This is a genomic window from Microcoleus sp. CAWBG27 (assembly GCF_020883145.1).
In the GTDB taxonomy this organism is placed as follows: domain Bacteria; phylum Cyanobacteriota; class Cyanobacteriia; order Cyanobacteriales; family Microcoleaceae; genus Microcoleus.
Window position 1 is genome coordinate 17542 of the sequence record NZ_JAHREU010000044.1, and the last position, 23993, is coordinate 41534.

A 23993-nucleotide genomic window follows, 5' to 3' on the forward strand; every position below is an offset into this window, starting at 1 on the left:
GTTGTCCGTGCTCGGTAGTTAGTTGTCAGTGCTCGATAAGCTGTACTGCATTTAAATTGTATATTTCAATGCCGTAGGAAAACTCATCAAAACCTCTCCCTCTCTCGCTCTCTGCCTTTGATTAGTCTACGCCGGCGGGCTTCGACTGTGCAGTCCGAGAATTTATTCGAGAAAACTGTTCATACCATACAAATTAAAATTTGTCAAGACGATTGTGGTAGATATCAGCAAAAACGAGCGATCGCGCACTCATGTCCGTGACTGCGGTCGGATGAGTAACATTCTCAATCAGAGAATGAGGTATGCTAGAAACATCTAACAGCGCAAAAAGCACTTAAGTTTAGAAAGACTTTACACAAAAAAGGACAACTTTAGCAAGTCTTTAAACTATCTTCAAGGATAATCTACCGCAAAAACTCACAGCAACGAGATAATTAAAATAGGGAAAAGATATCGGCCTAAAAGACTTAGGTGCAATTCCAATTCGCAACCGGATGCACGACCCGCCGGCAACTGATAGAGCTGTATTTCTAGCAGATGCGGTTTAAGGGAATTTGTGCAGTCGAGCGATCGCCAGAGCAAAATCAGAAAAATATAGGCAAACTCAATCAACATGAGCTACTGCGTAAATCCGGGCTGTCCACATCCTCAAAACCCTCCTGACTCTATTCTCCAGTGTCAGACCTGTGGTGCGCGGTTATTGCTGCGCGCTCGCTACCAAGTCATTGAACCTTTAGGACAAGGAGGTTTTGGAGCTACATTTCTGGCAAAAGACATCTCTTTGCCTGGTCAACCGAGTTGCGTGGTCAAGCAACTCCGACCCAGTAGTTCGTCGCCGCGAGTTTTAGAAATGGCGCGGGAATTATTCAAGCGAGAAGCGAAAACTCTCGGTCAACTCGGCGACCACCCGCAAGTGCCGAGGCTGTTAGATTATTTTGAAACCGAACAGCAATTTTACTTAGTTCAAGAGTATGTTAAAGGATCGACTTTGAAACAAGAAGTCAAACAATCAGGGCGTTTCAATGAATCAGATGTTAAAAATTTTCTATTAGAAATTCTCTCGGTAGTGCAATACGTCCACAGCCAAGGAGTAATTCACAGAGACATTAAACCCGCAAATATTATTCGCCGCGCTCAAGACAATCACTTGGTTCTGATTGATTTCGGAGCGGTTAAAGACCAAGTTAGCCAAACAATATTATTAGACCCCGCCGACCAAAGCGCCAACACGAAATTTTCAGTTGGTACGTTTAGTTTTGCTCCCCCCGAACAAATGGCGCTGCGGCCGATATTTGCCAGCGACATCTACGCCTTGGGCATGACTTGTTTGTATTTGCTGACAGCAAAGTCTCCCAAAGATTTAGATTTTGATGCGGTAACTGGCGAAATTGTTTGGCAGCCCCACGTTCAGGTGAGCCCAAATTTTGCGCGGATTCTTGAGAAAATGCTCAAGCCCATGGTCGGCCATCGCTTTCAATCGACAGGAGATGTCGTCAAAGCTCTGAATGGCGAATTTGAAGACGCAGATCTTTGCAACGGCTTGACAACTCAATTCAACGCAGGTGGCCGCACGGTTGAAGAACCAACGATATTTAATAGTGATGCTACTTCGTTGCCTTCGCCCCAGATGAAAAACGATCGAGATTTGCGATCGAAGCAAAGCATCCGCACTAGAACTTCCTTCAGTCAATCGGGAAATACAGGGATGCAGCCGAGAGTTTCCCGGACTTTGGCTGAGTCTGGCAGAACTTTCGGAACTGCGGCCTTGTCCAATGGCAATTTAGCAGGACAAAAGGTAACGAAAGCGGTTGTGAAGTGGGAAAGTAGCAGCTTGCGAGCGGCATATTTTAAAGGTAAACGTGATTTTGCTGACTGCGAACTGTCGGGTTTGCAATTGCCAAAAGCGCAGTTGGCGGGGGGAAATTTTTATCAGGCTAGGTTGGTGAAGGCAAATTTGCAAGCAGCGGATTTGTCGGGGGCGAATTTGGGCCACGCGAGGTTAATTAAGGCAAATTTGCGATCGGCAAATTTGACTGAAGCTTATTGCAGCACTGCTAATTTTGAAGGTGCGGATTTTCGAGGTGCTGATTTGACGGGCGCTTATTTGAGTAAGGCGAATTTGCGGGGTGCGAATTTGTGCGGCGCGAATCTAACTGACGCTACAGTTACTGAGGAACAACTCGCAAGTGCAAAGACAAATTGGTTGACTACTAAGCCCGATGGTAAGCGGGGTTTTGGATTTTAATTGAAGGAAGAAGGAAGAAGGAAGAAGGAAGAAGGAAGAAGGAAGAAGGAAGAAGGAAGAAGGAAAGAAAGAAAGAAAGAAAGAAGAAGGAATATTTCCTAATCTCCCCAATCTCCCCCAATCTCCCCCAATCTCCCCCAATCTCCCCCAATCTCCCAATCTCCCCCAACTGTCAACTGTCAACTGTCAACTGTCAACTGTTGAACCTCTCCCCCAACTGTCAACTGTCAACTGTCAACTGTCAACTGTTGAACCCTTCCCCCAGTCAGGTGATTCCTCTGGAGGAAGCTCGATCGCCCAAATTCGCCTAAATTAAAAAATAGCAATGGAGGATTCGATCGCACAAAAATGAAACTGCTCAACCGCCGGACTCGACCCCTTCTGCACGCCAGCATCCTGGCCCTGGCCTACTTTGTCACCGGAAAACTCGCAGCGTCCGTACTGGGACTGGTGAAAGCCGAAGCCTCCCCCGTGTGGCCACCCGCAGGTATTGCTCTGGCGGCAGTGCTGCTACAAGGGCGACAGATGTGGCCGGGAATTGCCCTCGGTTCGGTACTGTTAAACTCTACCTTCGCCGCGGGTATACCCTCCCCCGTGATTGTGACATCCGCTTTTAGCGTCACCCTGCAAGCACTGGCTGGGGAGGCTGTGCTCGCGCGGATCGGATTTTGTACTAAGCTCGATCGACTGCGAGATGTTCTGGGTTTGGTGGCGGGCGCTGTCATCGGGTCTACTTTGCTCGGTTCTGCACTCGGCAACTTGGGTACGTGCTTTTTTGGTTGGGCTCAGTGGAGCAATTTCTCTCGCAACTGGTGGACTACGTGGCTCGGAGACGGCATGGGAATTTTAATTGTCACGCCAGTGTTGCTGACTTTACACCACGCTATTAAAAGTTTTAAATCTCCCATAAATCCTCCGATTATTACTGACTTTTTATCATTGTTTAACTGGCTAAAGTGCCAATTGCCAGTTGCCAATTATGAATCATCAATTGCTAATTATCAATCGTTAACTGCTCATTATTTAACCGTATCAAATAAACCCCAAACTCGCCATAAAATTATATTTTTAATTGCTGATTATTTAGAAGCACTCATTCTATTTACTCTGCTTTTGAGCGTGAGTTGGTTGGTTTTTTGTTGTAAAACAAAGGGGGCGAGTGCTCTTTATCCGCTCGAATATTTGCCTTTTCCTCTCATAGTTTGGGCTGCCCTGCGGTTTCAACAGCAGGGAGCAATTTTTGCTTATTCGATCGTCTCTTGCATCGCAATTTTGGGAGCTGTGCAGGGAGCCGGCCCGTTTCTGGTTAAAAGCGAAAATTTGCAACAGGCGGTTTTATTTTTACAAGCTTTTACTGCTACGATCGCCATTGTCGCCCTGATGTTGGCTGCTGCTGTCGCTGAACGCCAGCAAGCTCTGGTTGAGGTACACCGAACCGCGGCCATGTTGCGCGACGCTCACGCTAGTTTAGCTAACGCTCAGCGCATCGCTCAATTGGGTAATTGGGATTTAAATTTAAATTGCGCCGCCGTCACCACAACTACCAACTGTGCAGAATTAGCAGCACATCATATATCCAATATCGAATTGCGGTGGTCGGATGAACTTTATCGCCTCTTGGGTTTGGCTCCGGGAACTGTGAAACCAACACCAGAAGTTTTTTTGCAGGCGGTACATCCAGATGATAGAGAATTGGTGGCGCGATCGCAATGTCAAGCGATATTTGAGCGCAAATCCTATTGCATTAACTACCGAATTTTACTAGCCGACGGCTCTGAGCGCACTGTCTGCGAACAGTCGGCAATTAATTCTAATGTCATCGCCGCCACAGTCCAAGACGTTACGGATCGCCACCGCACAGAAGCTGCTTTGCGAACATCCTCGGAGCGCGATCGGTTGCTCTCAGAAATGGCCCTGAGAATTCGCCACTCCCTCGATCTCGAAGCAATTCTCAACACTACTGTTGCCGAAGTCCGGCAATTTTTCAAGGCAGACCGGGTGTTCATCGGTATTATGGACGGAGGCGGGGCAAATTTGGCCAGCCCGGTGCGCGGTAAAGTTGTTGCTGAGTCTGTCGCTGTGGAATGTCCTTCTCTTCTCGGATGGGTGCTCGCTGACGAAAGTTTTATCGAAAAGCAGAAAGCTTTTTATGCTAACAACCTCATTCGAGTTGTCTCCGATACTGCTACGGTGCAAGTCAGCAACATCATTGCCAAATTGTACAGCGACTATCAAATTCGGGCGACCTTAAGTGTGCCGATCTTTCTGGGGGAACAATTGTTCGGGATTTTGGCCGTCAACCAGTGTTCTGGGCCCCGCCAGTGGCAAGAATTTGAAATTGATTTGTTAGAAAAACTGGCTACCCAAGTCGCGATCGCCCTCCAGCAAGCCAAACTTTTGCAGCAAGTAAAAGATCTCAATGCCAACTTGGAATCTCAAGTGGAGGAACGCACCCGCCAATTGCAGCAAAAAATGCACGAACTGCAAGAAAGCAATCGCCTGAAAGATTTATTTTTGCACGCAGTTTCTCACAATCTCCGCACTCCAGTTATGGGAATGTTAATCCTGCTGAAAAATTTGCTCAACAAATCGGCCTCTGACTCTCTAGAGCATATTGCGGTTTCGCGATCGATCTTGAAGCGGATCGTTGAAGCTAGCGAACACCAGTTGAGAATGGTTAATGCCTTACTCGACGCTCACGCTAGCGAAGTTCAAGGTATTGTCCTAAATACAGTACCGCTGCATTTGCAGTCTTTAACTTCCGCAATTGTTGCTGATTTAGAACCAATGCTGGCAAAAAATCAAGCAACTTTTACTTTGGAAATACCCGCAGATTTGCCACAAGTCAATGCCGACAGCAAACACTTGCAGCGAGTTCTAGAAAATCTCCTAACCAATGCTATCAAGCACAATCATCCGGGAGTCAATATAACTTTTAAAGCCGAGGTAATTGAAGTAGAAAAAGCACTAATTTTTGCAGAAAATACACAGGTTTTCACGTCCCGAAATAATTTCGTCGCCCGCTGTATCCCTAACCTGTCATCTGCTGCGGGCGATCGCACGGGGATGTTCGACACCCCAAAAAATCAAGAAACCCGGGCCAAATTTCACCTCGATGGCAGTTGCCAACTGCCCCGCTATCAGGGTCAACTTGGCAATAACAGCAGCAAATTGCCGGATGTTACCGTAAAAATGGTTCGCTGCACTGTAACAGACAATGGAGTGGGAATCAGCGCTAGACAGCGGGAATCTCTGTTTGAACTTTACGTTCAAGACCCCAATAGCCGACAATTAACAGGGCTGGGTTTGGGGCTTTACCTCTCCAAGCAAATTATCAAAGCTCACGGCGGCTTCATCGGCGTCGAAAGCACCCCCGGAGGTGGCTCGACTTTCTGGTTTACGCTACCGACTGTCAGTCGATTTTAGATTTGAGATTTGAGATTTGAGATTTACTTCACAGATGAATGTGGTACCAATTTTTGATGAGGCTGCACATATCTCGATCGCCCTGGCACCCCCCCTTGATAAGCAGGGCGGTTTTATTGTCGTCAGACAAATTAGGTACGTAGTTGCGCTTGGGCGCTCTTTACAAATATTGGGAAAGAGCGCTGAAGCGCAACTACGTACCTTAGCCCAAGTGCGAGCCCTTAAATTGGTATGGGAGGTTTAACTCTGAGTCTAAAATTTTGACACGACAACAGTCGGGCGCTTGTATCCGTTTGAGGGCAAATTCAACTCAGACAATCGCTATTAACCCAATTATTCAATCTTCAATTATTCAGTCTTAAATCTTCAAATCTTCAATGCTTCAATCCAAAATCCAAAATCCAAAATCCTACAGCGATTCTCAAAAAAAGTGAGGTATGCGGGCAATACCTATGCCCTATGCCCTATGCCCTATGCCCTATGCCCCATGCCCTATGCCCTATGCCCCATGCCCTATTCGTACCTCATGTTAGTGAGAAAGGCTATATGTTCTATCCTGGCCATGAAAAATCAGTTCAGGCGTTAACGGTTTACGAGGTGTGGCGCGATCGCTTCCTGCGAGATCGGCTGAGCCCTGCTGTCCGAATTGCCATCTTTTTTGCCTTCACAATAATTGTCTATCTTCTGGGCGAAGCAATCTTCGCTCCCCGGGAATTTAAAATTGTTTATTTGTACACTAGCGCTGCTGTACAATTTGGCTTGCTGACTTGTTTGGTGTTGCAAAAAACCTCGATCGGACAACGCTATCCCGGTTTACTATTTTTAGGTTTTTCCTGGTCGTTAACAGTCGTTGTACAGCTTGGATTGGCCGCAGCAAAAATCGGAGACTTACCACTTTTAACTTGGAGTTTAGCGTTTCTCACCCAAGCGACACTGATGCCCGTCCGCTGGCGCCTTCACCTCATTTCTCAGCTCGGCGTTTTGTTCTGCCACGTTGGCATAAATTTAATTTTAAATCTAAGTTTTGCGAAATATACTGCTTTTCGGCTGAGCGGGTTTTACTTATATTTGTTTTGGTTTTGTTTGATCTGCGATTTGTCGGTTTATTGGTACGAATGCCTGCAACGGAAAGAGTTTAGTACCAGGCGCGAGTTGCAATCAGCTTACCAGCAGTTGGAAGTGGCTGAGGCGAAGTACCGCAGCATTTTTGAGAATGCGGGCGAGGGAATTTTTCAAAGCACTCCCGAGGGGCGCTACATTACGGCTAATCCAGCTTTGGCGCGGATTTACGGCTGCGATTCCCCGGAAGAAGTGACGGCAAAGTTTACTGATATTGAGCGACAGTTGTATGTCGATCCGGCACGCAGAAATCAGTTTTTGCGATCGATCGAGGAAAGCAACACAGTATCGGATTTTGAGTCGCAAATTTATCGCTCAGACGGCAGTATTGTCTGGATCTCCGAAAAAGCGCGGGTGGTACGGGATAGCAGCGGCTCCGTGCTTTATTATGAGGGTTTAATTGAGGATATCACGCAGCGCAAACAGGCCCAAGAATCGCAGCGGCTGTTTATTCATGCTCTTTCACACGACTTGCGAAATCCGGTAGCGGGAATGTTAATGGTGCTGAAAAATTGGCAGACAAAAACGGGGAATTCGATCGCAATTCCCCGTTCTGTTTTGGAGCGGATGATTCAAGGTAGCGAGCAGCAGTTGCGGTTAATAAATTCGCTTTTGGAAGTTCATGCTGGGGAATTGCGCGGTTTAGTTCTGCACTGCAATGCGGTAGATTTGAGAGCGCTAGTCAAAGCTGCGGCGGCAGATTTGGAGCCTTTAATCAATGATGCTCAAGCTACTTTTACAAATTTAGTGCCAGATGATTTGCCAGCAGTGAATGCTGACTATACTCAGTTGTGGCGCGTTTTTTCTAATTTAATTTCCAATGCTTTGAAACACAATCGACCCGGACTAAAATTAAAAATTTCAGCTCAACTAATTAGTTCACCAGAAAATACAATAAATTTAATTTCAACTAAACAAACAAGAGAAAAATTACCAACTCCCAATTCCCAATTTCCAATTGCCAATTACCCAAATAGTATGATTTACTGTAGCGTTGAAGATGACGGAGTGGGAATATTGCCGGAACAGTGCGAACATCTTTTTGACCTTTACGTTAGGGGCAATCAATCCAGACACTCCGTCGGTTTGGGTTTGGGCTTATACCTGTGCAGGCAAATTATTGGCGCTCACGGCGGGCAAATTGGGGTAATTAGCAGTCACGGTACAGGGGCAATTTTTTGGTTTACTTTGCCCCTAGCTGAAAATAGCCGATAATTTTTTTGTATTCTTAACTACATTGGAGCGCGGATAATCTTTTTGTATTCTTAACTACATTTCATTGCTGGGTTTGATTGTATTATATCCGTTTAGCTCGGGTGCAGAAAAATCTGTCGATCGCACTATTGATGTTAATTTCAAACAGTGGTACAATCGCCGGCATATTTTCCAATTTTTTTTGATCGATCTTCATATTTTATTTATAAACATCATTTAATATAGAAAATCCCTAAAACTAGAGAACAGAACTGCTATTTATGTTTGCCGAGAACAGCTCAGAAAATACAGATCAAAACGATCCAGCGAGGTACGACTCAGCCAAATATAACGAGCGGTCGTTCTCAACTTTAGTTCGGGCTATCCGTCTTTCTCAAGGTTACTTTTCTTTCGTTTTAGTCCACTGCAACTCCCTGGCTTTGCGGCAGCAAATAGTCGATCGCCTCCAAGCAACTTGCACCCAGAAACCGCAGCAACTGTTTGTGCCAAAATCGGCGACATCTCTCTACGCGACAATCGCAGCAGAAGTAGACGGTGCAAAGCCTCCAGCTTTAATGATCCTCGGTTTGGAGTCGGTAGAGCCGATCGATCGATTGCTAAGTTCTACCAACCTAGTATGCAGCGAGTTCAGTAAAAAATTTTCCTTTCCCATCATCTTTTGGGTAACAGATGAACTTCTCAGAAAAATCATTCGCACCGCCCCAGATTTATACAATCGGATGACAACAATTAGATTCATTAGTTATTAATAAGCAGTCGGCAATAAGTAAGGTTCGTAGTGTGGACTTTAGTCCGCAGTATGTTGCGGACTAAAGTCCACACTACGAACGGTTTTTGTTATGGTAATCGACCGGACGTGATATCATTAGTCATTTGTTCGCCAACTATCAACTGTCAACTGTCAACTGTCAACTGTCAACTAAGAGGGCAGGCCCGCACCATCCACTGCCCCTACAACTGTCAACTGTCAACTGTCAACTGTCAACTGTCAACTGTCAACTGTCAACTGTCAACTTTTAAATTCCGCTTCCCAAATCCCGACTAATTTTCGCGCCGCCTCAGTACCCTCAGCCGGAAAATCGGGCAAAAAGTCTTTATCCGCCGCCACCTCATAGGGCCCTTCCTTGAACTCCAAAATCACAGTATCCGCAGCCAAAGCTACCAACGTGTGAATAGTGCCCTCTGGAAGTTCCACAGCCCGAGTTGGCCCGATCGCGCTAACTCGGAACGATCGCAAAATTTGACCGTTTTCGTTCAAAATCAGAATACCCACTTCTCCTTGAATCACCACAAAAAACTCAAAACCGTTAACTTCCGGGGCGCGCAGGTGCCGGTGAGGGCGCACGTAAGTACCCATTTGCAGCACGTTGACAAACCGCTGCACCTTTTCTGACAAATCGTGGAAATTGTAGTTTTGTCGCCCGCGGGGATTGCTGCGAGACGAAGCTGCAACTTCGTCTAGCAATTCTTGCGTCAAACACTTAATCGGAGAAGGCTGCACAACAGATATCCTGTATTTAATAGTTTTTGAACAAATCGGCTAGGCTGAGATCATCTTTACCAGCATTTCTTGACATATGAAAATCGCAAATCAGGTGCGTATCACTAAGGCAATGCGTTTGTCAAGTATTTTTAGAACAACTCTTAGCCCGATCGCCCTTTTGACTATTTTACTCTGCGCCAGTACCGTTTCTGCATCCCAAGCGAGGGCTGGGGGACTTTTAATTCAGCAGGAATTGCCCCAGCAGCAACTCAAAGACGAAATTCGCGATCGAGTTCAAGAAGAAGTGGACATTGCTTTTGGGCGCACGGGCCTGCTGCTGAATGGGTTGGTAATTGCCTTAACTTTGTTTCCGACAGCAGCCGGAGTCATTGTTTGGTTTTTGTTGGGCAAATTGTCCAAGCAGACAACAATTGCTCGCCAAGAAATCGAAAGTCTCCACTACGATACCATCTCTCAATTAAAACTATTAATTTCCGATGCTGAAAGTATCTTAGGTGAAATTCAACACCAAAGTCACCCAGCCGATGCAGACACAGATTTGTTATTCCCGGATGCTCAAATTCAAGAATTTGCTCCGGTTAACTACGGCAATTATCAACAGTTATTGACGGCGGCAGACTATTCAAAACAGGGAGATGCTTGTTTCTTTGAAAACCGCTATGAAGATGCGATCGCAGCTTACAATCAAGCACTGCAAATTCAGCCGGATTTAGCCGATACTTGGAACAATCGGGGAGTTGTGCTGACTCGAATGCAGCGGTATCCAGAGGCGATCGCATCCTACGAACAAGCTACCACAATTCGCCCGACCTATCCCGACGCTTGGAACAACCGAGGTGTGGTATTGTTGGAGTTGCAGAAGTACCCGGAGGCGATCGGCTGTTACGAACAAGCCATCCAAGCTAAACCCGATTACGCCGACGCTTGGAACAACCGAGGCGTTGCCTTTTCCAAAATGCAGGAGTACGAACAAGCAGTAATTTCGTACAATCAAGCTCTACAAGTCAAAAAAGATTATACTGACGCTTGGAACAATCGAGGCGTGGCACTGTCCAAATTGCAAAAGTACGAAGCGGCGATCGAGTCCTACGACAATGCTGCTAAAATTCGACCTGACTTTTACAGAATATGGTACAATAAATCCCGATGTTATGCGCTCCAAGGTAAAATAGATTTAGCAATTGAAAATTTAAAGCGCGCCCTGAATCTCAATCCGAATTTGTGTAAAGAGTTGGCAAAAACTGAAGCTGATTTAGAGAATATTCGCGAACATGATGCCTTTAAGCAGTTGATCGGTTAATAATTGTAATTGTCTAAAAAAAGGTACGTTGTTGCGCTTGGGCGCTAAATCCGGCGCCCAAGCGCAACAACGTACCTCAACTTGTGTCTAGGACTAATTAGATTGCAACTACAAATATTTCTGCAATAGCAAACCCATTTTCTCCTTAGTTGCGGGAGGTACTTTGTCTAGTGGAGTCAGAATTGCATATTTCAAAGCGGAATGTGCGTCAGAAACGGGGGGATTTTCTGTTAGTCTGCGGACTGTTTCTTGAATTACTTTTTGGGCATTTTCGGCATTGCGGTGCAAGTTAGCGATTACCATTTCTACAGTTACGCTATCGTGTTCTTCATGCCAGCAGTCATAATCGGTAACTAATGCTAAAGTTGCGTAGGCAATCTCTGCTTCTCTGGCTAATTTTGCTTCCGGCAAATTTGTCATCCCGATGACTGTCGCATCCCAACTGCGGTAAAGATTTGATTCTGCTTTGGTGGAAAATGCGGGGCCTTCCATGCAGACGTAGGTGCCGCCGCGATGCAGGGAAACGTCGGCGAGGTTTAAGGATTCGATCGCACTTACTAACACTTTAGCCAATTCGCCACAAATCGGCTCGCCGAATGTGATGTGACCGACTATTCCTTCTCCGAAAAATGTAGAAGCTCGATTTTTTGTGCGATCGATAAACTGATCTGGCACTACCATATCTAAAGGTTTGGCCTCTGTTTTTAGGGAACCAACCGCCGAAGCTGAGATTAAATACTCCACTCCCAGACTCTTCATGGCATAAATATTTGCCCGATACGGCACTTCCGAGGGCAAATAAGTGTGATTGCGGCCGTGTCTGGCCATAAATGCAACGGGCGTACCGTCTAAGGTTCCCACAATGGCTGCATCAGATGGCGCGCCAAAAGGTGTATCAATTTTTACCTCTTCAACATCCTTGAGGGCCTCCATTTTATACAAACCGCTGCCGCCGATAATGCCGATTTTTGCCTGTGCCATTTTACTCTCTGCCTCAGTTTTACAACATTGATTCTATCGAGCTATTGTTAAGTTTGCGTTAAAATAATTTAATTTTTATAGCGATTGCAATCGTTTATACACTGTTTTGTCACAAGATATGTATGATCTTAATCACAATGTATCTTTACAAAATCTTTAAAAATAAAGGTACAGGGTTCTGTTATCTATTTTCAGGGTGTTAAAAAAATGACAGTCAGTTCTGCTAGCGTACCTAAAATCGCGATCGAGGCGATCGTCCAACGAATCTTTGCTTTCCGCCAAATTACGCCTCTCGACAGGCGGCTGCTGAAGTCTGCAATGCTTTCGACAAACCGTCTCAACGAAAAGGATCGGTGTCAGATTAACCGAGTGCATCAGGGCATCCAAGATGGATTGATTCTGGTTGTGGAATAGATAGACTTTTAAACAGGATGCTTCAGTCTGTATCTGGTTGCTCTTGTTGCGGGTCATAATCTGATTTTGGCGATCGAATTTTGAAACAAAAAATAAGATAATCTCCGATAGTTTCATTTGTCCGCAGCTAGAAAGGGCGATCGTTTTTTTTTACAGTCTGACTGGCTGCGGATGTCCAGGATTCGGCATTAACTATTACAAGTTAAAATTCAGCAGCCAAAAGTGTTTGTAGGGTGTGTCGCCATGAATAATCCCTAAAAAAGATTCAAAATCTCGTAGCGACGCACCGACAAGATTTGAGGAAACAACCTCTCATTGCGATCGGGTGCGTCGCTCTCTTGATTGTCGGTAGGTAGTTAGGGATTTTGGGTGGCGACACACCCTACGATTATTTGGTAAACTGTACTGCGAGTCTTCTGTCTAACGATTAAGGCTAGATCCCCCCTAGCCCCCCTTAAAAAGGGGGGGACAAGAAGCACTCAAAGTCCCTAAAAGGAGATTCATCAAATCTAGCAATCGTATCTTTCCTTAAGAAGGGGGATGAGAAACACTCAAAGTCCCCCTTCTTAAGGGGGATTTAGGGGGATCTAGACTCAGGGATAAACGAGATCTCTTAGGGTTTCAACCTTAAATTGACACTGCGAAAGGCAATGCCGTTTCCCTACAGATTTAGGATTGGTATTATTAATTAAAATTTAGCAGCCAAAAGCCTGTATAAGTCATGCCGCTATCATCTGGCTGGACTAAGAGGAAATGCAATCCTTTACTCGATTGTTTGCGCTGTTGGTAAGTTTCGGCGGCGGCTTTTACTTCGCTATCTTCAAAGGTGGCGACAACCCATCTATCGGCTAATCCAGCTTCCAATATCAATCCGTCGGGAGCTCCGGCGATATAGTTCAAGGCGAAGGGTTTGGCTTCCTGAATCCATCTAGCTAGGCGCATTGACTGTCGCCCGCCGTCAATTACGACTCCGGGGACGGGTACTGTTGAGGCTAAACCCAAGTTCAGGGGTAATAGCAATTCGGGCATTTCTAAGATGGGGATGGGACGCCCTTGGAAAGCTTCTAGGATGTCGCCGGCGGGTAGGGATGCAAAACGCCAGCGATCGCCCCAGAGATTTTCGGGTAGGGGAATTGGTGGAGGTGTTTCTAGGTCGATCGCCCGATAAGCTTCATTAGTATAATTAGGCAGACTGGAATATTCTTGGGCGCGTTGTTGCAGCAGGGTTTTGAGGGCGGCGGTGCGCCGAGTTGCTTCTACTTTGACGCCCAAAACTTTGCCCGCTGCTTCGATTAAACTGAGAGACTGAGGTCTAAATACTTGGATTGTGTCGGGCAATTTCTGGTTTTGAACTTGCTGGAATTGGGCGGCTAGCCAATTGGAGTTGGCTTCCGACTGCCGGCAAAGGGCGCTAAATTGAAATGTTTGTGTCGAGTCGCAGATGAGGAGTTCCCACAATGGTTTGCCGGTTTCGTCTCGGAGAGGGCGGCGGTAGAAATCGGCTTGCCAAATACGCATGGGAATTAAAAAATCAAGTCAAGTTGACTCGATTATTTTAATCTGATTTGGATTGGCGATCGGGATTTTGCGGTTTTCTGGCGGGGGCTTAGGTTTTACCGTCGTTTCAATCCCTAGACAGGGATTTATGGGTTTTCCGGCTGGGGCGAATGTTCGGAGGATGAAAGAATTCTCTATGTTTCAATCCCTGATAGGGATTTATGGGTTTTCCGGCTCGGGGGCGGCTGGGACACCGGGAGCGCAAACCGAGTTTCAATCCCTGATAGGGATTTATGGGTTTTCCGGCACTGCATGGACTAGCAATAATGCCGGGGCAGTAGGGTTTCAATCCCTGATAGGGATTTATGGGTTTTCCGGCTCTACTACCCGATCGCGCGAAAAGATAAATCCACAGTTTCAATCCCTGATAGGGATTTATGGGTTTTCCGGCATTCTTTGGGATAAGTCAAAATATTTCATGGTTGTGTTTCAATCCCTGATAGGGATTTATGGGTTTTCCGGCTCGCTGAACCAAGCGTGGGAAAGCGAATCAATGATAATGTTTCAATCCCTGATAGGGATTTATGGGTTTTCCGGCTAAGCCGATTTTCTGGTGGTTCGACTCCACCCCCCGTTTCAATCCCTGATAGGGATTTATGGGTTTTCCGGCTTTAAAATTTCATCCTTTAATTGTTCTTTTTTTAAAGTTTCAATCCCTGATAGGGATTTATGGGTTTTCCGGCACTTCTGATGCTGAAATCAGGCTCAATTCCTGCGTTTCAATCCCTGATAGGGATTTATGGGTTTTCCGGCATCAGGGGAATTCAGCAATTGCAAGTATTCCCGGTTTCAATCCCTGATAGGGATTTATGGGTTTTCCGGCCTGCTGCTCTCCTTTGAAGCCTAGATAATTCAAGTTTCAATCCCTGATAGGGATTTATGGGTTTTCCGGCTTGCACTCAGTACGGGCGCAATACCAACCAATTAGTTTCAATCCCTGATAGGGATTTATGGGTTTTCCGGCCCCGCGAGAAGAATCAACAAACACACTATTAGGCGGTGTTTCAATCCCTGATAGGGATTTATGGGTTTTCCGGCGCGATATCCTTCCTGAGGGATGGCAAGCCAGCCGAGCTCGAAGGTTTCAATCCCTGATAGGGATTTATGGGTTTTCCGGCGATATCGCCCGCACGGCGAGATCGGAGTATTCGGGTTTCAATCCCTGATAGGGATTTATGGGTTTTCCGGCGAAATCGCCGCATTTTTGGGGTGGAAGGCTTACCAAGGTTTCAATCCCTGATAGGGATTTATGGGTTTTCCGGCTCGGTATCAGCGCGGCTGTTTCATATTCATCCGCGTTTCAATCCCTGATAGGGATTTATGGGTTTTCCGGCACTCGGTTGGTTAGACGAAACTGAAGTGGAGTCGATCCGTTTCAATCCCTGATAGGGATTTATGGGTTTTCCGGCTTTCCACCATATCCAGAAATATGTCGCGGTTCGGGTTGTTTCAATCCCTGATAGGGATTTATGGGTTTTCCGGCCGAATAATTTTGGCGGCCGCCAGATGCCGGAACGGGTTTCAATCCCTGATAGGGATTTATGGGTTTTCCGGCGATTGAGGGGATTACCAACCTTCAAATTGCCGCAATTGTTTCAATCCCTGATAGGGATTTATGGGTTTTCCGGCAACTCATTGAAGCAATTGCCCGACACATTGCAGCGTTTCAATCCCTGATAGGGATTTATGGGTTTTCCGGCGCATCGAAAGTACCCAAATCAATTTACGATCGCCTAGTTTCAATCCCTGATAGGGATTTATGGGTTTTCCGGCATTAGCGATGTCAAGCCCCTAGCATCTTTGACTAATTTGTTTCAATCCCTGATAGGGATTTATGGGTTTTCCGGCCAAATGCAGATTGATTACAAGGATGCGGATCTGGTTTCAATCCCTGATAGGGATTTATGGGTTTTCCGGCTACGGAGCTTCGTATAATGCTAGCAAACTGCTATCCAGTTTCAATCCCTGATAGGGATTTATGGGTTTTCCGGCCGCGGGTGTTTTAAACCCTTGCTGTATTTGGTTTTCAAGGTTCGTTTGCGTCTGATAGAACAAAAATATCATTTCAGCCTCCAGGTGTCAATACCCAAATTTTGACTTGTGCCTTGAAACTCTTATCCAATCAAGGGTTCAGCATTTGCGTCTGACTTTCTTGACCGCCAGAAGCATCAAACCCTGACAGCAGTTGGATTACAGCCCCAAAATTTAACCCCTCGATTTTTACACCCACCAACAGACGCATTTTCCGAACTTATTTATGTAGCCCTTGCTCAAAAACAGATCCTGCGATCGCCTCCTTCCTCTCTTTTGACAGAAATACCCGATCGCCCGATCGAACCAACAGCATCAATCCTATCCTGACACCGATCGCACAAAAGCTATCATAAATAAACCATCAACCTCTATCATCCTCACCGCATCATGAACCCTGCCCTCACACAATTTGGCACTCAAATGTCCCAACTCACAGGAGTTCGGGCAATTATGAAAGATATTATTGAAACACTCAGGGCCGGCCACGGGCAGGAATTTATCAACTTAAGCGCCGGAAATCCCGTGATATTGCCGGAAGTCGAGCAGTTGTGGCGCGATTGCACAGCGGAACTTTTATCGAGCCCCGAATACGGCGAAGTCGTTTGTCGCTACGGTTCCAGCCAAGGTTATCAGCCGTTTATCGATGCAGTATTGGCCGATTTTAACCAGCGTTACAACCTCAGTTTGACCGATCGCAACATCCTAATTACTCCGGGAAGCCAATCAATCTACTTCTACGCAGCCAACGCTTTCGGAGGCTACACCGCACCAGTCGCCGACACTTCCGATCCGAAATCTCAAATCCGCAACCTAAAGTCGATCGTCCTTCCGTTAAGTCCAGACTACACCGGTTACGGCGGCGTGAGCCTAATTCCCGAAGCAGTCATCGCCTGCAAACCCACCCTAGATATTGATGCAGCCGCCCACAGATTCAAATATCGCCCGGATTTCAGTCAACTTTCGATCGATGAAACCAGCGGTTGCGTCATCTTTTCCCGTCCCTGCAACCCCACGGGAAACGTCCTCACCGACGACGAAGTGCAGAAAATAGCAGATTTAGCAGCCGCTTTCGACGTGCCGGTGTTAGTCGATTCCGCCTACGGGCCTCCTTTCCCCGCCTTGAACTTTACTGAAATGAAGCCGATTTTCGGCGGCAATATCGTCCACTGCATGAGTTTGTCGAAGGCCGGATTACCGGGTGAAAGAATCGGAATTGCGATCGGCGATGAAGGCATCATTAAAACCTTAGAATCTTTTCAGACCAATATGTGCATTCACTCGCCGAGATACGGACAGGCGATCGCAACTAGGGCCATTAAGTCCGGCGCCCTAGCCGACATTTCTCTCAACGTAATTCGCCCGTACTATCAAAGCAAATTTGCAGTTGTTGAAAGCACCTTAGAACACGCAATGCCGAAGGATTTGCCCTGGTTCTTGCACCGAGGTGAAGGAGCAATCTTTGCCTGGTTGTGGCTCAAAGATTTGCCAATGACTGATTGGGAAATGTATCAAGAATTGAAAAAAGTCGGCGTAATAGTTGTGCCGGGAAGTTCTTTCTTCCCGGGTTTGCGGGAAGATTGGCAGCACAAGCACGAGTGTTTGCGGATTAGTTTGACTGCGACAAATGATGAAATTGAAACTGCAATGAAACGTTTGGCTCAACTGGTGGAAAAGGTTTATCAATCTTAATTTGTTTTTATTAGCGGACTGAAGTCCGCACTACGAACCTTTTGAATCGGAATGATTTAACCACAGAGGGCGCAGAGGACACAGAGAGAGAAGAAAGAAAAGAGAGATTAATACAGGATGATGAAAAGTAGATTTGATATTGAACCAGAAGCGCCTTCTTCCTTCTTCCTTCTTCCTTCTTCCTTCTTCCTTCTTCCTTCTTCCTTCTTCCTTCTTCACTCTTCCCTCTTCGATCGACTAGAATGTAATCAATATAATTAGAGGCACGGTAGTTATGGCAGTGCAATTAATCAAAAGATTACTCACTGTGGAAGAATATCATTTAATGGGTAAAGCTGGTATTTTTTCCCAGGGCGATCGCGTAGAATTGATTGAAGGAGAACTTGTACAAATGGCAGCCATTGGAACTCGCCACGCCGGATGTGTCAACCGCCTCAACAGACTCTCGGCTGAAATTCCCGAAACAAGAGCGATTGTTGCTATCCAAAATCCTGTTCAGTTGAGCGATCGCACTGAACCTCAACCTGATGTAGTATTCCTACAACCCCGTGCTGATTACTATTCAACGGCACATCCTACACCATCAGAAGTTTTGCTGTTGATAGAAGTCTCTGACAGTACGGTGGATTACGATCGAGATGTGAAAGTTCCCATTTACGCGCGATCGCAAATTGCAGAGGTTTGGCTGGTAGATTTAGAAGCACAATGCTTGGAAGTATACCGCCAGCCCACACCCAACGGTTACAGTTTAATCCAAAAGTTTTGGCGCGGTCAACAAGTTTCGCCTCTAGCATTTCCTGATTGGGAAGTCAATATCGATTTCATACTCGGATAGTTGCGGTTTTTTCAGGAGTCGTAAAGTTTTTTACCCCACCCCAACCCTCCCCTTATTAAGGGGAGGGAGTAAGAAATGTACAAATGATATCCAATCCGGTAGTATCGGAATTATATAGTGCGAGCGTCCCCGCTCGCGTATTGTACAATACGCGAGCGGGGACGCTCGCACTCAAAGAAAAAATGCTTTTTCCAAAAATGAGATGCTCCCTGATTTAGGATTGCTATAGTTGCAGAAAATATCCCCAATTCCCCAAACTAAACCACCCGATAAACAAAACTTAAAGTCGCCCAAACATTCACATCCAAAGCCAAATTATCCGTCGGTATCCCCAGTTTCTGCACGCCGGGAATGCTAGCTGCGTGCAAATCTTCCAACACAGCCCGCGCCACATTTAAAGGATTCAACAACATCACCGGCAAAGTATCCCTTGTTTGCTGCATTTCCGTTGCTATTGCCGCCAAAGTGCGATCGAACGATTTCTCACTAACTATAATAAAAGTTTCCGCCAAACCTAAAGCCCCAGACACGGCTAAGCCCAAAGCCCCAGCCACCGGGACACTCAAATTATCCCCAGGGGCGATCGCCATTGACATCGCACCAGCATTACTTTCAGGCTGATAATTCATCGCCAACAACCTTCCGGCAGTATCCGAGGAAAACACCGCAGCATAAACCGGGCGATCGCTCTCGTTATACAATCTGTACTGAACTCGGGTGCCGATCGGCAAACTTAGTATACCCAAGTTACTCGATTTCTCGCTGGGAGCGCTCAGAGGTTCCAAGCGATAATCACCACTCGCCCGCACCGACTCCCGCTGCACCATCACCAGGGCTTGCGGCGCCAGAGTTGCTAAAACCCCTCGCACTTTCAGTCGCGAAGATGTCTCATTGACAGTCAGCCGCAGCAACTTCGCCGCCTGTAAAGCTTTCAACTGCGGAATCAACCGCTGCACCGCCACCTTAACCGCTTCTCCACCGTCGCCCTGGGTGTCGGGAATCGGCATTTGGCCGACAGAAAACAAACCGTAGCGCCCTTGATACAAAGCAGGCTCGTAAGCCCCAGGAGTTTGAGCGACAATGGTTTCGGGGACTCTCCCGAACCGAAAGTCAGCAGGTTGCTCGCTCCCTACGGCTGAAACTTGCGGCACTGTCGCGAAAGCACTGGTAGCATCCACCCGCTCGATTCGTTCCAAACCTGAGTCTAAAGCTACTGTTAAACCGATGTTTCGCGGCAATACCCGAATTTCTTCCCTGACTAAATCGCCGGCTGTTAATTGCCCTTTTGTACGATCGAGCTTATCTAATATTTGAGCTTTGGCAGACAAACCGGTGCGCGATCGCAGCAACAGTCGTGAAGTATAGTTGCTATCCTCTAGGGAATCGCTGTCGATCGACTTAACCGACGAATCCACCGCAAACACCGAACCCTCGCAGCACTCCAAAACCCCCGCCGACAACCCGCCCAGCCACAACTGCACCGTTTTGCCGCCATCTTCCACCGCCGTCACAGCCCCATCAGCAGCAGCGGAATTTAACATTAAACTTGTGGCAAAATTCAGCGCCGGCGCGGTTGTTAAATTGTCAGGGCGAATTTGCGGTTGCTGCGATAATCCCGCGATTTGCTCGACTGTGCCCGCCGCCCGACTAAAACTGACGCTGAAACTGCTAGCCGGAGTCGCTAACCACAGACTTTGGGTGAGGGCGTAGGTAAACAAACCCGCAGTAAATCCGTTCCACTCTTGTTCCCCGGCGATTTGGGAATTGGCGGCCGCACTCAGTAGGGCGATCGCAGAACCGTTGTTTTTGCCTGACTGGAGACCTTCGGCAAACGTTAATTCTGCGAGGCTTGGTTGCCCGATGGTGGGGCGCGGACGGGAACGGATGCGAAAGTTGCCGTTTTTGAGGAAACCTGGATAGGTGTGACTGGTGTCGAGGATGGCGATCGCATTTTCTGTGGCGAGCGATCGCAGCAATTGCAGCAGCGTTTCCTCTAAAATATCGTTGACCGATCCGTTTGGTAATAGCGGTACCACATCATCGGCCGGCACCAAACTGTTTTGCATTTTTCCCGGAGAGTCCCCAAAACTAACTCGACTACCGCAGCCGCTAAAGTGAAAAACCACCACATCACCCGGTTTTGCTTGTTCCCTCAAATGAGTTACAAAAGCCGTCTCGATATTTTCCCTGGTAGCGCCAGCATCAGTCAAAGTCAGAATATCCGACGGCGCAAACCCGAACCGATATACCAGCAATTCACGCTGCAATTCCACATCCGTCACGCAGCCGTGCAGCGGCGACTCTGAATATTGATCGATTCCCACCAACAAAGCCAATTTACGCGCTGTTGGCTGGGCCAAAGCTTCCAAGTAGCGCGAGCCCAACCGCAACCATCCAGCCTCGCTGATTCCGATGGCGGCCAACACCCGGCCAGCTTGCTGCAAAAATTCCCGGCGCTTGAGTCCCATTTTTAAAGAGTTTTGAATTTTATGTTTTCAATTTCAAGTTAAATACCGCTCAATCCTCATCTTAAGGGATTTCAATTAGATTGGGATCCTTAATTCTTAAGATAATTTTTAAGTTTTAACTTTTGATTTTTGGGTACATCTGTGGGCAAGCAAATATGTGTGTAGGGGCGAAGCATGACCTCGGTCAATATGAGATTATTCAGTAATAACTTATATAGCAATCCTAAATCATTCATGAAGATTTGTAGGGCTAGTGGATGGTGCGTGCCTACCCCAGCACTATCCGGGCAACCACGGGGGGATTGCCCCTACAACAACAATTATGGAAATTATTTAGGATTGCTATATGCGGTCATGCTTAGCCCTCTTCAAAAATCAGATGCACCCTGAGTTTCAAGCTTAAATTTTACAATTTAAAACTCAAAACCCCAAACTCAAAACTATTCAGAATGCCACCAATACCAAAGTTCAAGACTTAAATCTCGTAACTAAAAATATTCATAGCCTTCGCTAATTCGGCGGCGACTTCTGGTCGAGAAAACTGCGGGGGCGGCAATTTTCCAGCGCGCAGCATCTCGCGCACTTTCGTACCCGACAAATGCACCCGCTGTTCGGGAGTGCTCGGACTTGTTTTAGTTGTACCCATTTGTTCCGTCACCTTGCAATAGAAAGCGTGCTCGAATTTCATCGGCACAATTCCCAATTCAGAGGGCTCAAATTCGTCAAAAATGTGTTGGGCGTCGAAGGTGCCGTAATAATTGCCAACTCCAGCGTGATCGCGCCCGACAATAAAGTGAGTGCAGCCGTAGTTTTTGCGAATTAAAGCGTGAAAAATTGCTTCTCTGGGGCCGGCGTAGCGCATGGCCGCCGGATTAATTGCCAAAATTACGCGATCTTTTGGATAGTATTTATCTAGCAGAATTTCGTAGCAGCGCATCCGCACGTCAGCAGGGATATCATCATCTTTAGTTGTCCCGACTAACGGGTGCAAAAATAATCCGTCTACTGTTTCTAAGGCGCATTTTTGGATGTATTCGTGGGCCCGGTGGATGGGGTTTCGGGTTTGGAAACCAACTATGGTTTTCCATCCTTTTTCTTTGAACAGTATTCTGGATTTCGCCGGGTCAATTTGGTATTGCGGAAACCGCGCATCTAGTTCGCGTTCCAGCAGCCAAACTTCGCCTGCGAGGTTAACTGGCCCGGATTGGTCTACTACTTGGACGCCCGGGTGTTTGAGGTCGTCGGTACGGTAGACGTTGAGGGCTTCTTCTTCTTTGCTGTAGCGGTATTTTTCTGAGAGTTCCAAGATACCGGCAAATTCGCCAGCCGGGGAGTCGAGGCGGACTAGGTTGCCTTCGGTGAGGGTGTCGGCGACGGCCTCGCTGACGGAAAGGGTGATGGGAATCGACCACGGGAGACCGTTGGAGAGGCGCATTTCTTTGACTACCGATCGATAATCAGCTTCTCCCATGAACCCTTTGAGAGGACTCAGGGCGCCAATTGCGATCATTTGCAAGTCAGAGATCGATCGATCTGAAAGCTGGACTCGCGGCAGGGACTCTGCTTTGTCGAAAAATTCTTGTCTTTGGTCTAGTGTAGCAATGCGGTTGACCAGGATGCCGCCGTGAGGGGCAATGCGGTCTGAATGCTGGCTCATGTCTATTTGAAGTTGGTGGTTTTAGCTGCCAGAATACATAGTACCAAGCCCAGGCAGTAAATCTACATTATTTTGTGAACGAACCTGACGGTCAACGGAGTACCGTTGGACCGCAGGCTTCTTTTTCCTTTTTTGCAAAGGCTTTTTTGAGTGACGGAGTTCCCCCGCCACTTTGATAACTCAGACCAACCTTTCTAATAAGTTTAGCTGAGTTTTCGTCTCGATCGAAAGATTCTCCGCACTGGCAAGAATGCCATCGGTCTGACAATTCTTTCGGCACTTTGTTGAGGCAATTCCAACAATACTGGGAAGTTCCTTTTGGATCGACGAACAAAACATTTTTACCCGATTTCCAAGCGACATACTTAAGAACACTAGCAAATTGACCGTGAGCAGCATCAAGCATTGATTTATTCAAGCCACTTTTAGCTGATTGGCCATTCGGCAAGTAAACTAAATTGCCATCCTCGATATCGGTTTTAGGTTTGGCACGTCTAGTTAGATTTTTGACACTCAAGTCTTCAACCACCAAAACATCGCATTTGCCAAACAGCTCATGTGCAACTTTGAATTGAAAGTCAAGTCTCGCCCTTGCTACAAATTGATGCAGCCTAGAAATCTTACTTTTAATAACTTGCCAAGGTTTAGAACCTTTAACTCTCGACGCTAGTTTCGCCTGAAGATGAGCTAATTTCTCCGCAGATTTCCTCAAAAATCTAGGATTTTCTACTCTTTCCCCATTGGAAAGATAGACGTAATTTGTTATCCCCAAGTCAATACCAAGAGTGTTTTTATCAGTCGGTTGAATTTCTGCAACCGTCACGGGAACCGCCTTGTCTTCGAGCGTCAGGGAGATGTACCACCCGTCTGCTTCTCTGACGACTGTCCCCGTCTTAACCGTGAATCCGGTTGGTATTGGACGATGGAATACCATCGGTACTTGACCTATTTTGGCTAGGTTCACACAAATTCTATTTTGCTCATCCTTGATGATATCTAAATTATGTAATTGCGGATAAGTGAAAGATTTGTAGTAGTGAAATCCTTTGAACTTAGGCTTACCTCTACGATTGCCATTTTTGTCAGGCGTGGTGAAATTTGAAAAGGAAGTTTCCACTCGGTTGACTACATCCTGCAAAACCTGAGAACTTAAAGCTTTGTAATCAGGGAATAGCTTTTTAGTATTTTTCAGGTCGGCTAACTGAATGGTTTGCCATTGTACATATCCACCTTCAATATTTGAGAAAATGTCCCCTTTTCTAGTGAAAGGATTGCCTGATTCATCTTTTTTTCTACCATCCCTAGTTTGCACCCTCCTTAAAGGAATATTTTGATAAATCTCTTCAACAGAAACTATAGAAGCAGTTAAGGGACAGGCATTGACGAATGTTCTCGTGGACTCCCACCATCTAAATCTTTCGCCGAGTCGGTAGTTGTATTGTCGGCGACAGAGTTCTAGATGATTTGAAATCGTTGCTAACTGGGCTTTTGTGGGTTTAAGGCGGTATTTGTACGTTAGTTGCATAGAAACTTCCTTTTTTCGACCTGA

Annotated in this window: 14 protein-coding genes and 1 CRISPR repeat array; of the genes, 8 read left to right on the top strand and 6 right to left on the bottom strand. The window is 46.5% G+C overall.

The window, feature by feature from the left end; translation table 11 throughout:
• The first annotated feature begins 613 nt into the window (after positions 1–613).
• From QZ938_RS21700 to QZ938_RS21715, 4 genes are all read left to right on the top strand, one after another.
• Positions 614–2245, top strand: coding sequence for a serine/threonine-protein kinase (locus QZ938_RS21700; RefSeq protein WP_293353202.1), 1632 nt, complete (start codon positions 614–616; stop codon positions 2243–2245).
• A 348-nt stretch (positions 2246–2593) separates the two neighbouring features.
• Positions 2594–5671, top strand: a complete 3078-nt coding sequence (locus QZ938_RS21705) for an MASE1 domain-containing protein (protein ID WP_293353204.1) — start codon at positions 2594–2596, stop codon at positions 5669–5671.
• Between the two features lie 546 nt (positions 5672–6217).
• Positions 6218–8005: a PAS domain-containing sensor histidine kinase gene (locus QZ938_RS21710; RefSeq protein WP_293353206.1), complete on the top strand. Its 1788-nt coding sequence runs from the start codon at positions 6218–6220 to the stop codon at positions 8003–8005.
• Between the two features lie 260 nt (positions 8006–8265).
• Entirely contained in the window at positions 8266–8754 is a 489-nt protein-coding gene (locus QZ938_RS21715) for a hypothetical protein (RefSeq protein WP_293353208.1), read from the top strand.
• A 260-nt stretch (positions 8755–9014) separates the two neighbouring features.
• Here the strand turns inward: QZ938_RS21715 and QZ938_RS21720 are convergent, their stop codons facing one another.
• The gene (locus QZ938_RS21720) at positions 9015–9506 is read right to left on the bottom strand and encodes a WbuC family cupin fold metalloprotein (protein ID WP_293353210.1); all 492 of its coding nucleotides are present in this window, start codon (positions 9504–9506) and stop codon (positions 9015–9017) included.
• A gap of 76 nt (positions 9507–9582) precedes the next feature.
• Between QZ938_RS21720 and QZ938_RS21725 the strand changes: the two genes are divergently transcribed.
• Positions 9583–10809 carry a tetratricopeptide repeat protein gene (locus QZ938_RS21725; RefSeq protein ID WP_293353212.1) on the top strand — a complete coding sequence of 409 codons (1227 nt, stop codon included), beginning with the start codon at positions 9583–9585 and terminating at the stop codon, positions 10807–10809.
• Between the two features lie 108 nt (positions 10810–10917).
• Here QZ938_RS21725 and QZ938_RS21730 read toward each other — a convergent pair whose 3' ends face one another.
• Positions 10918–11790, bottom strand: coding sequence for an S-methyl-5'-thioadenosine phosphorylase (locus QZ938_RS21730; protein ID WP_293353214.1), 873 nt, complete (start codon positions 11788–11790; stop codon positions 10918–10920).
• A gap of 207 nt (positions 11791–11997) precedes the next feature.
• Between QZ938_RS21730 and QZ938_RS21735 the strand changes: the two genes are divergently transcribed.
• Complete coding sequence (locus QZ938_RS21735; protein WP_293149903.1) at positions 11998–12204, top strand: hypothetical protein; 207 nt, start codon at positions 11998–12000, stop codon at positions 12202–12204.
• Positions 12205–12888: 684 nt separating this feature from the next.
• Here QZ938_RS21735 and QZ938_RS21740 read toward each other — a convergent pair.
• A complete protein-coding gene (locus QZ938_RS21740; RefSeq protein ID WP_293353216.1) occupies positions 12889–13722 on the bottom strand; it encodes a Tab2/Atab2 family RNA-binding protein in 834 nt (277 codons plus the stop codon).
• Between the two features lie 103 nt (positions 13723–13825).
• Positions 13826–15753: a CRISPR direct-repeat array (repeat unit 37 nt; unit sequence GTTTCAATCCCTGATAGGGATTTATGGGTTTTCCGGC).
• 429 nt (positions 15754–16182) lie between these two features.
• Here QZ938_RS21740 and QZ938_RS21745 point away from each other — a divergent pair.
• Entirely contained in the window at positions 16183–17484 is a 1302-nt protein-coding gene (locus tag QZ938_RS21745; protein ID WP_293353218.1) for a valine--pyruvate transaminase, read from the top strand.
• Between the two features lie 274 nt (positions 17485–17758).
• On the top strand, positions 17759–18319 hold the full coding sequence (locus QZ938_RS21750) for a Uma2 family endonuclease (RefSeq protein WP_293353220.1): 561 nt from the start codon (positions 17759–17761) through the stop codon (positions 18317–18319).
• 257 nt (positions 18320–18576) lie between these two features.
• Here the strand turns inward: QZ938_RS21750 and QZ938_RS21755 are convergent, their stop codons facing one another.
• The 3 genes from QZ938_RS21755 to QZ938_RS21765 form a co-directional block, all read right to left on the bottom strand.
• On the bottom strand, positions 18577–20787 hold the full coding sequence (locus QZ938_RS21755) for a caspase family protein (protein WP_293353222.1): 2211 nt from the start codon (positions 20785–20787) through the stop codon (positions 18577–18579).
• 475 nt (positions 20788–21262) lie between these two features.
• Entirely contained in the window at positions 21263–22444 is a 1182-nt protein-coding gene (sat, locus tag QZ938_RS21760; protein ID WP_293149915.1) for a sulfate adenylyltransferase, read from the bottom strand.
• 91 nt (positions 22445–22535) lie between these two features.
• Entirely contained in the window at positions 22536–23969 is a 1434-nt protein-coding gene (locus QZ938_RS21765) for a transposase (RefSeq protein WP_293353224.1), read from the bottom strand.
• Positions 23970–23993: the final 24 nt, after the last annotated feature.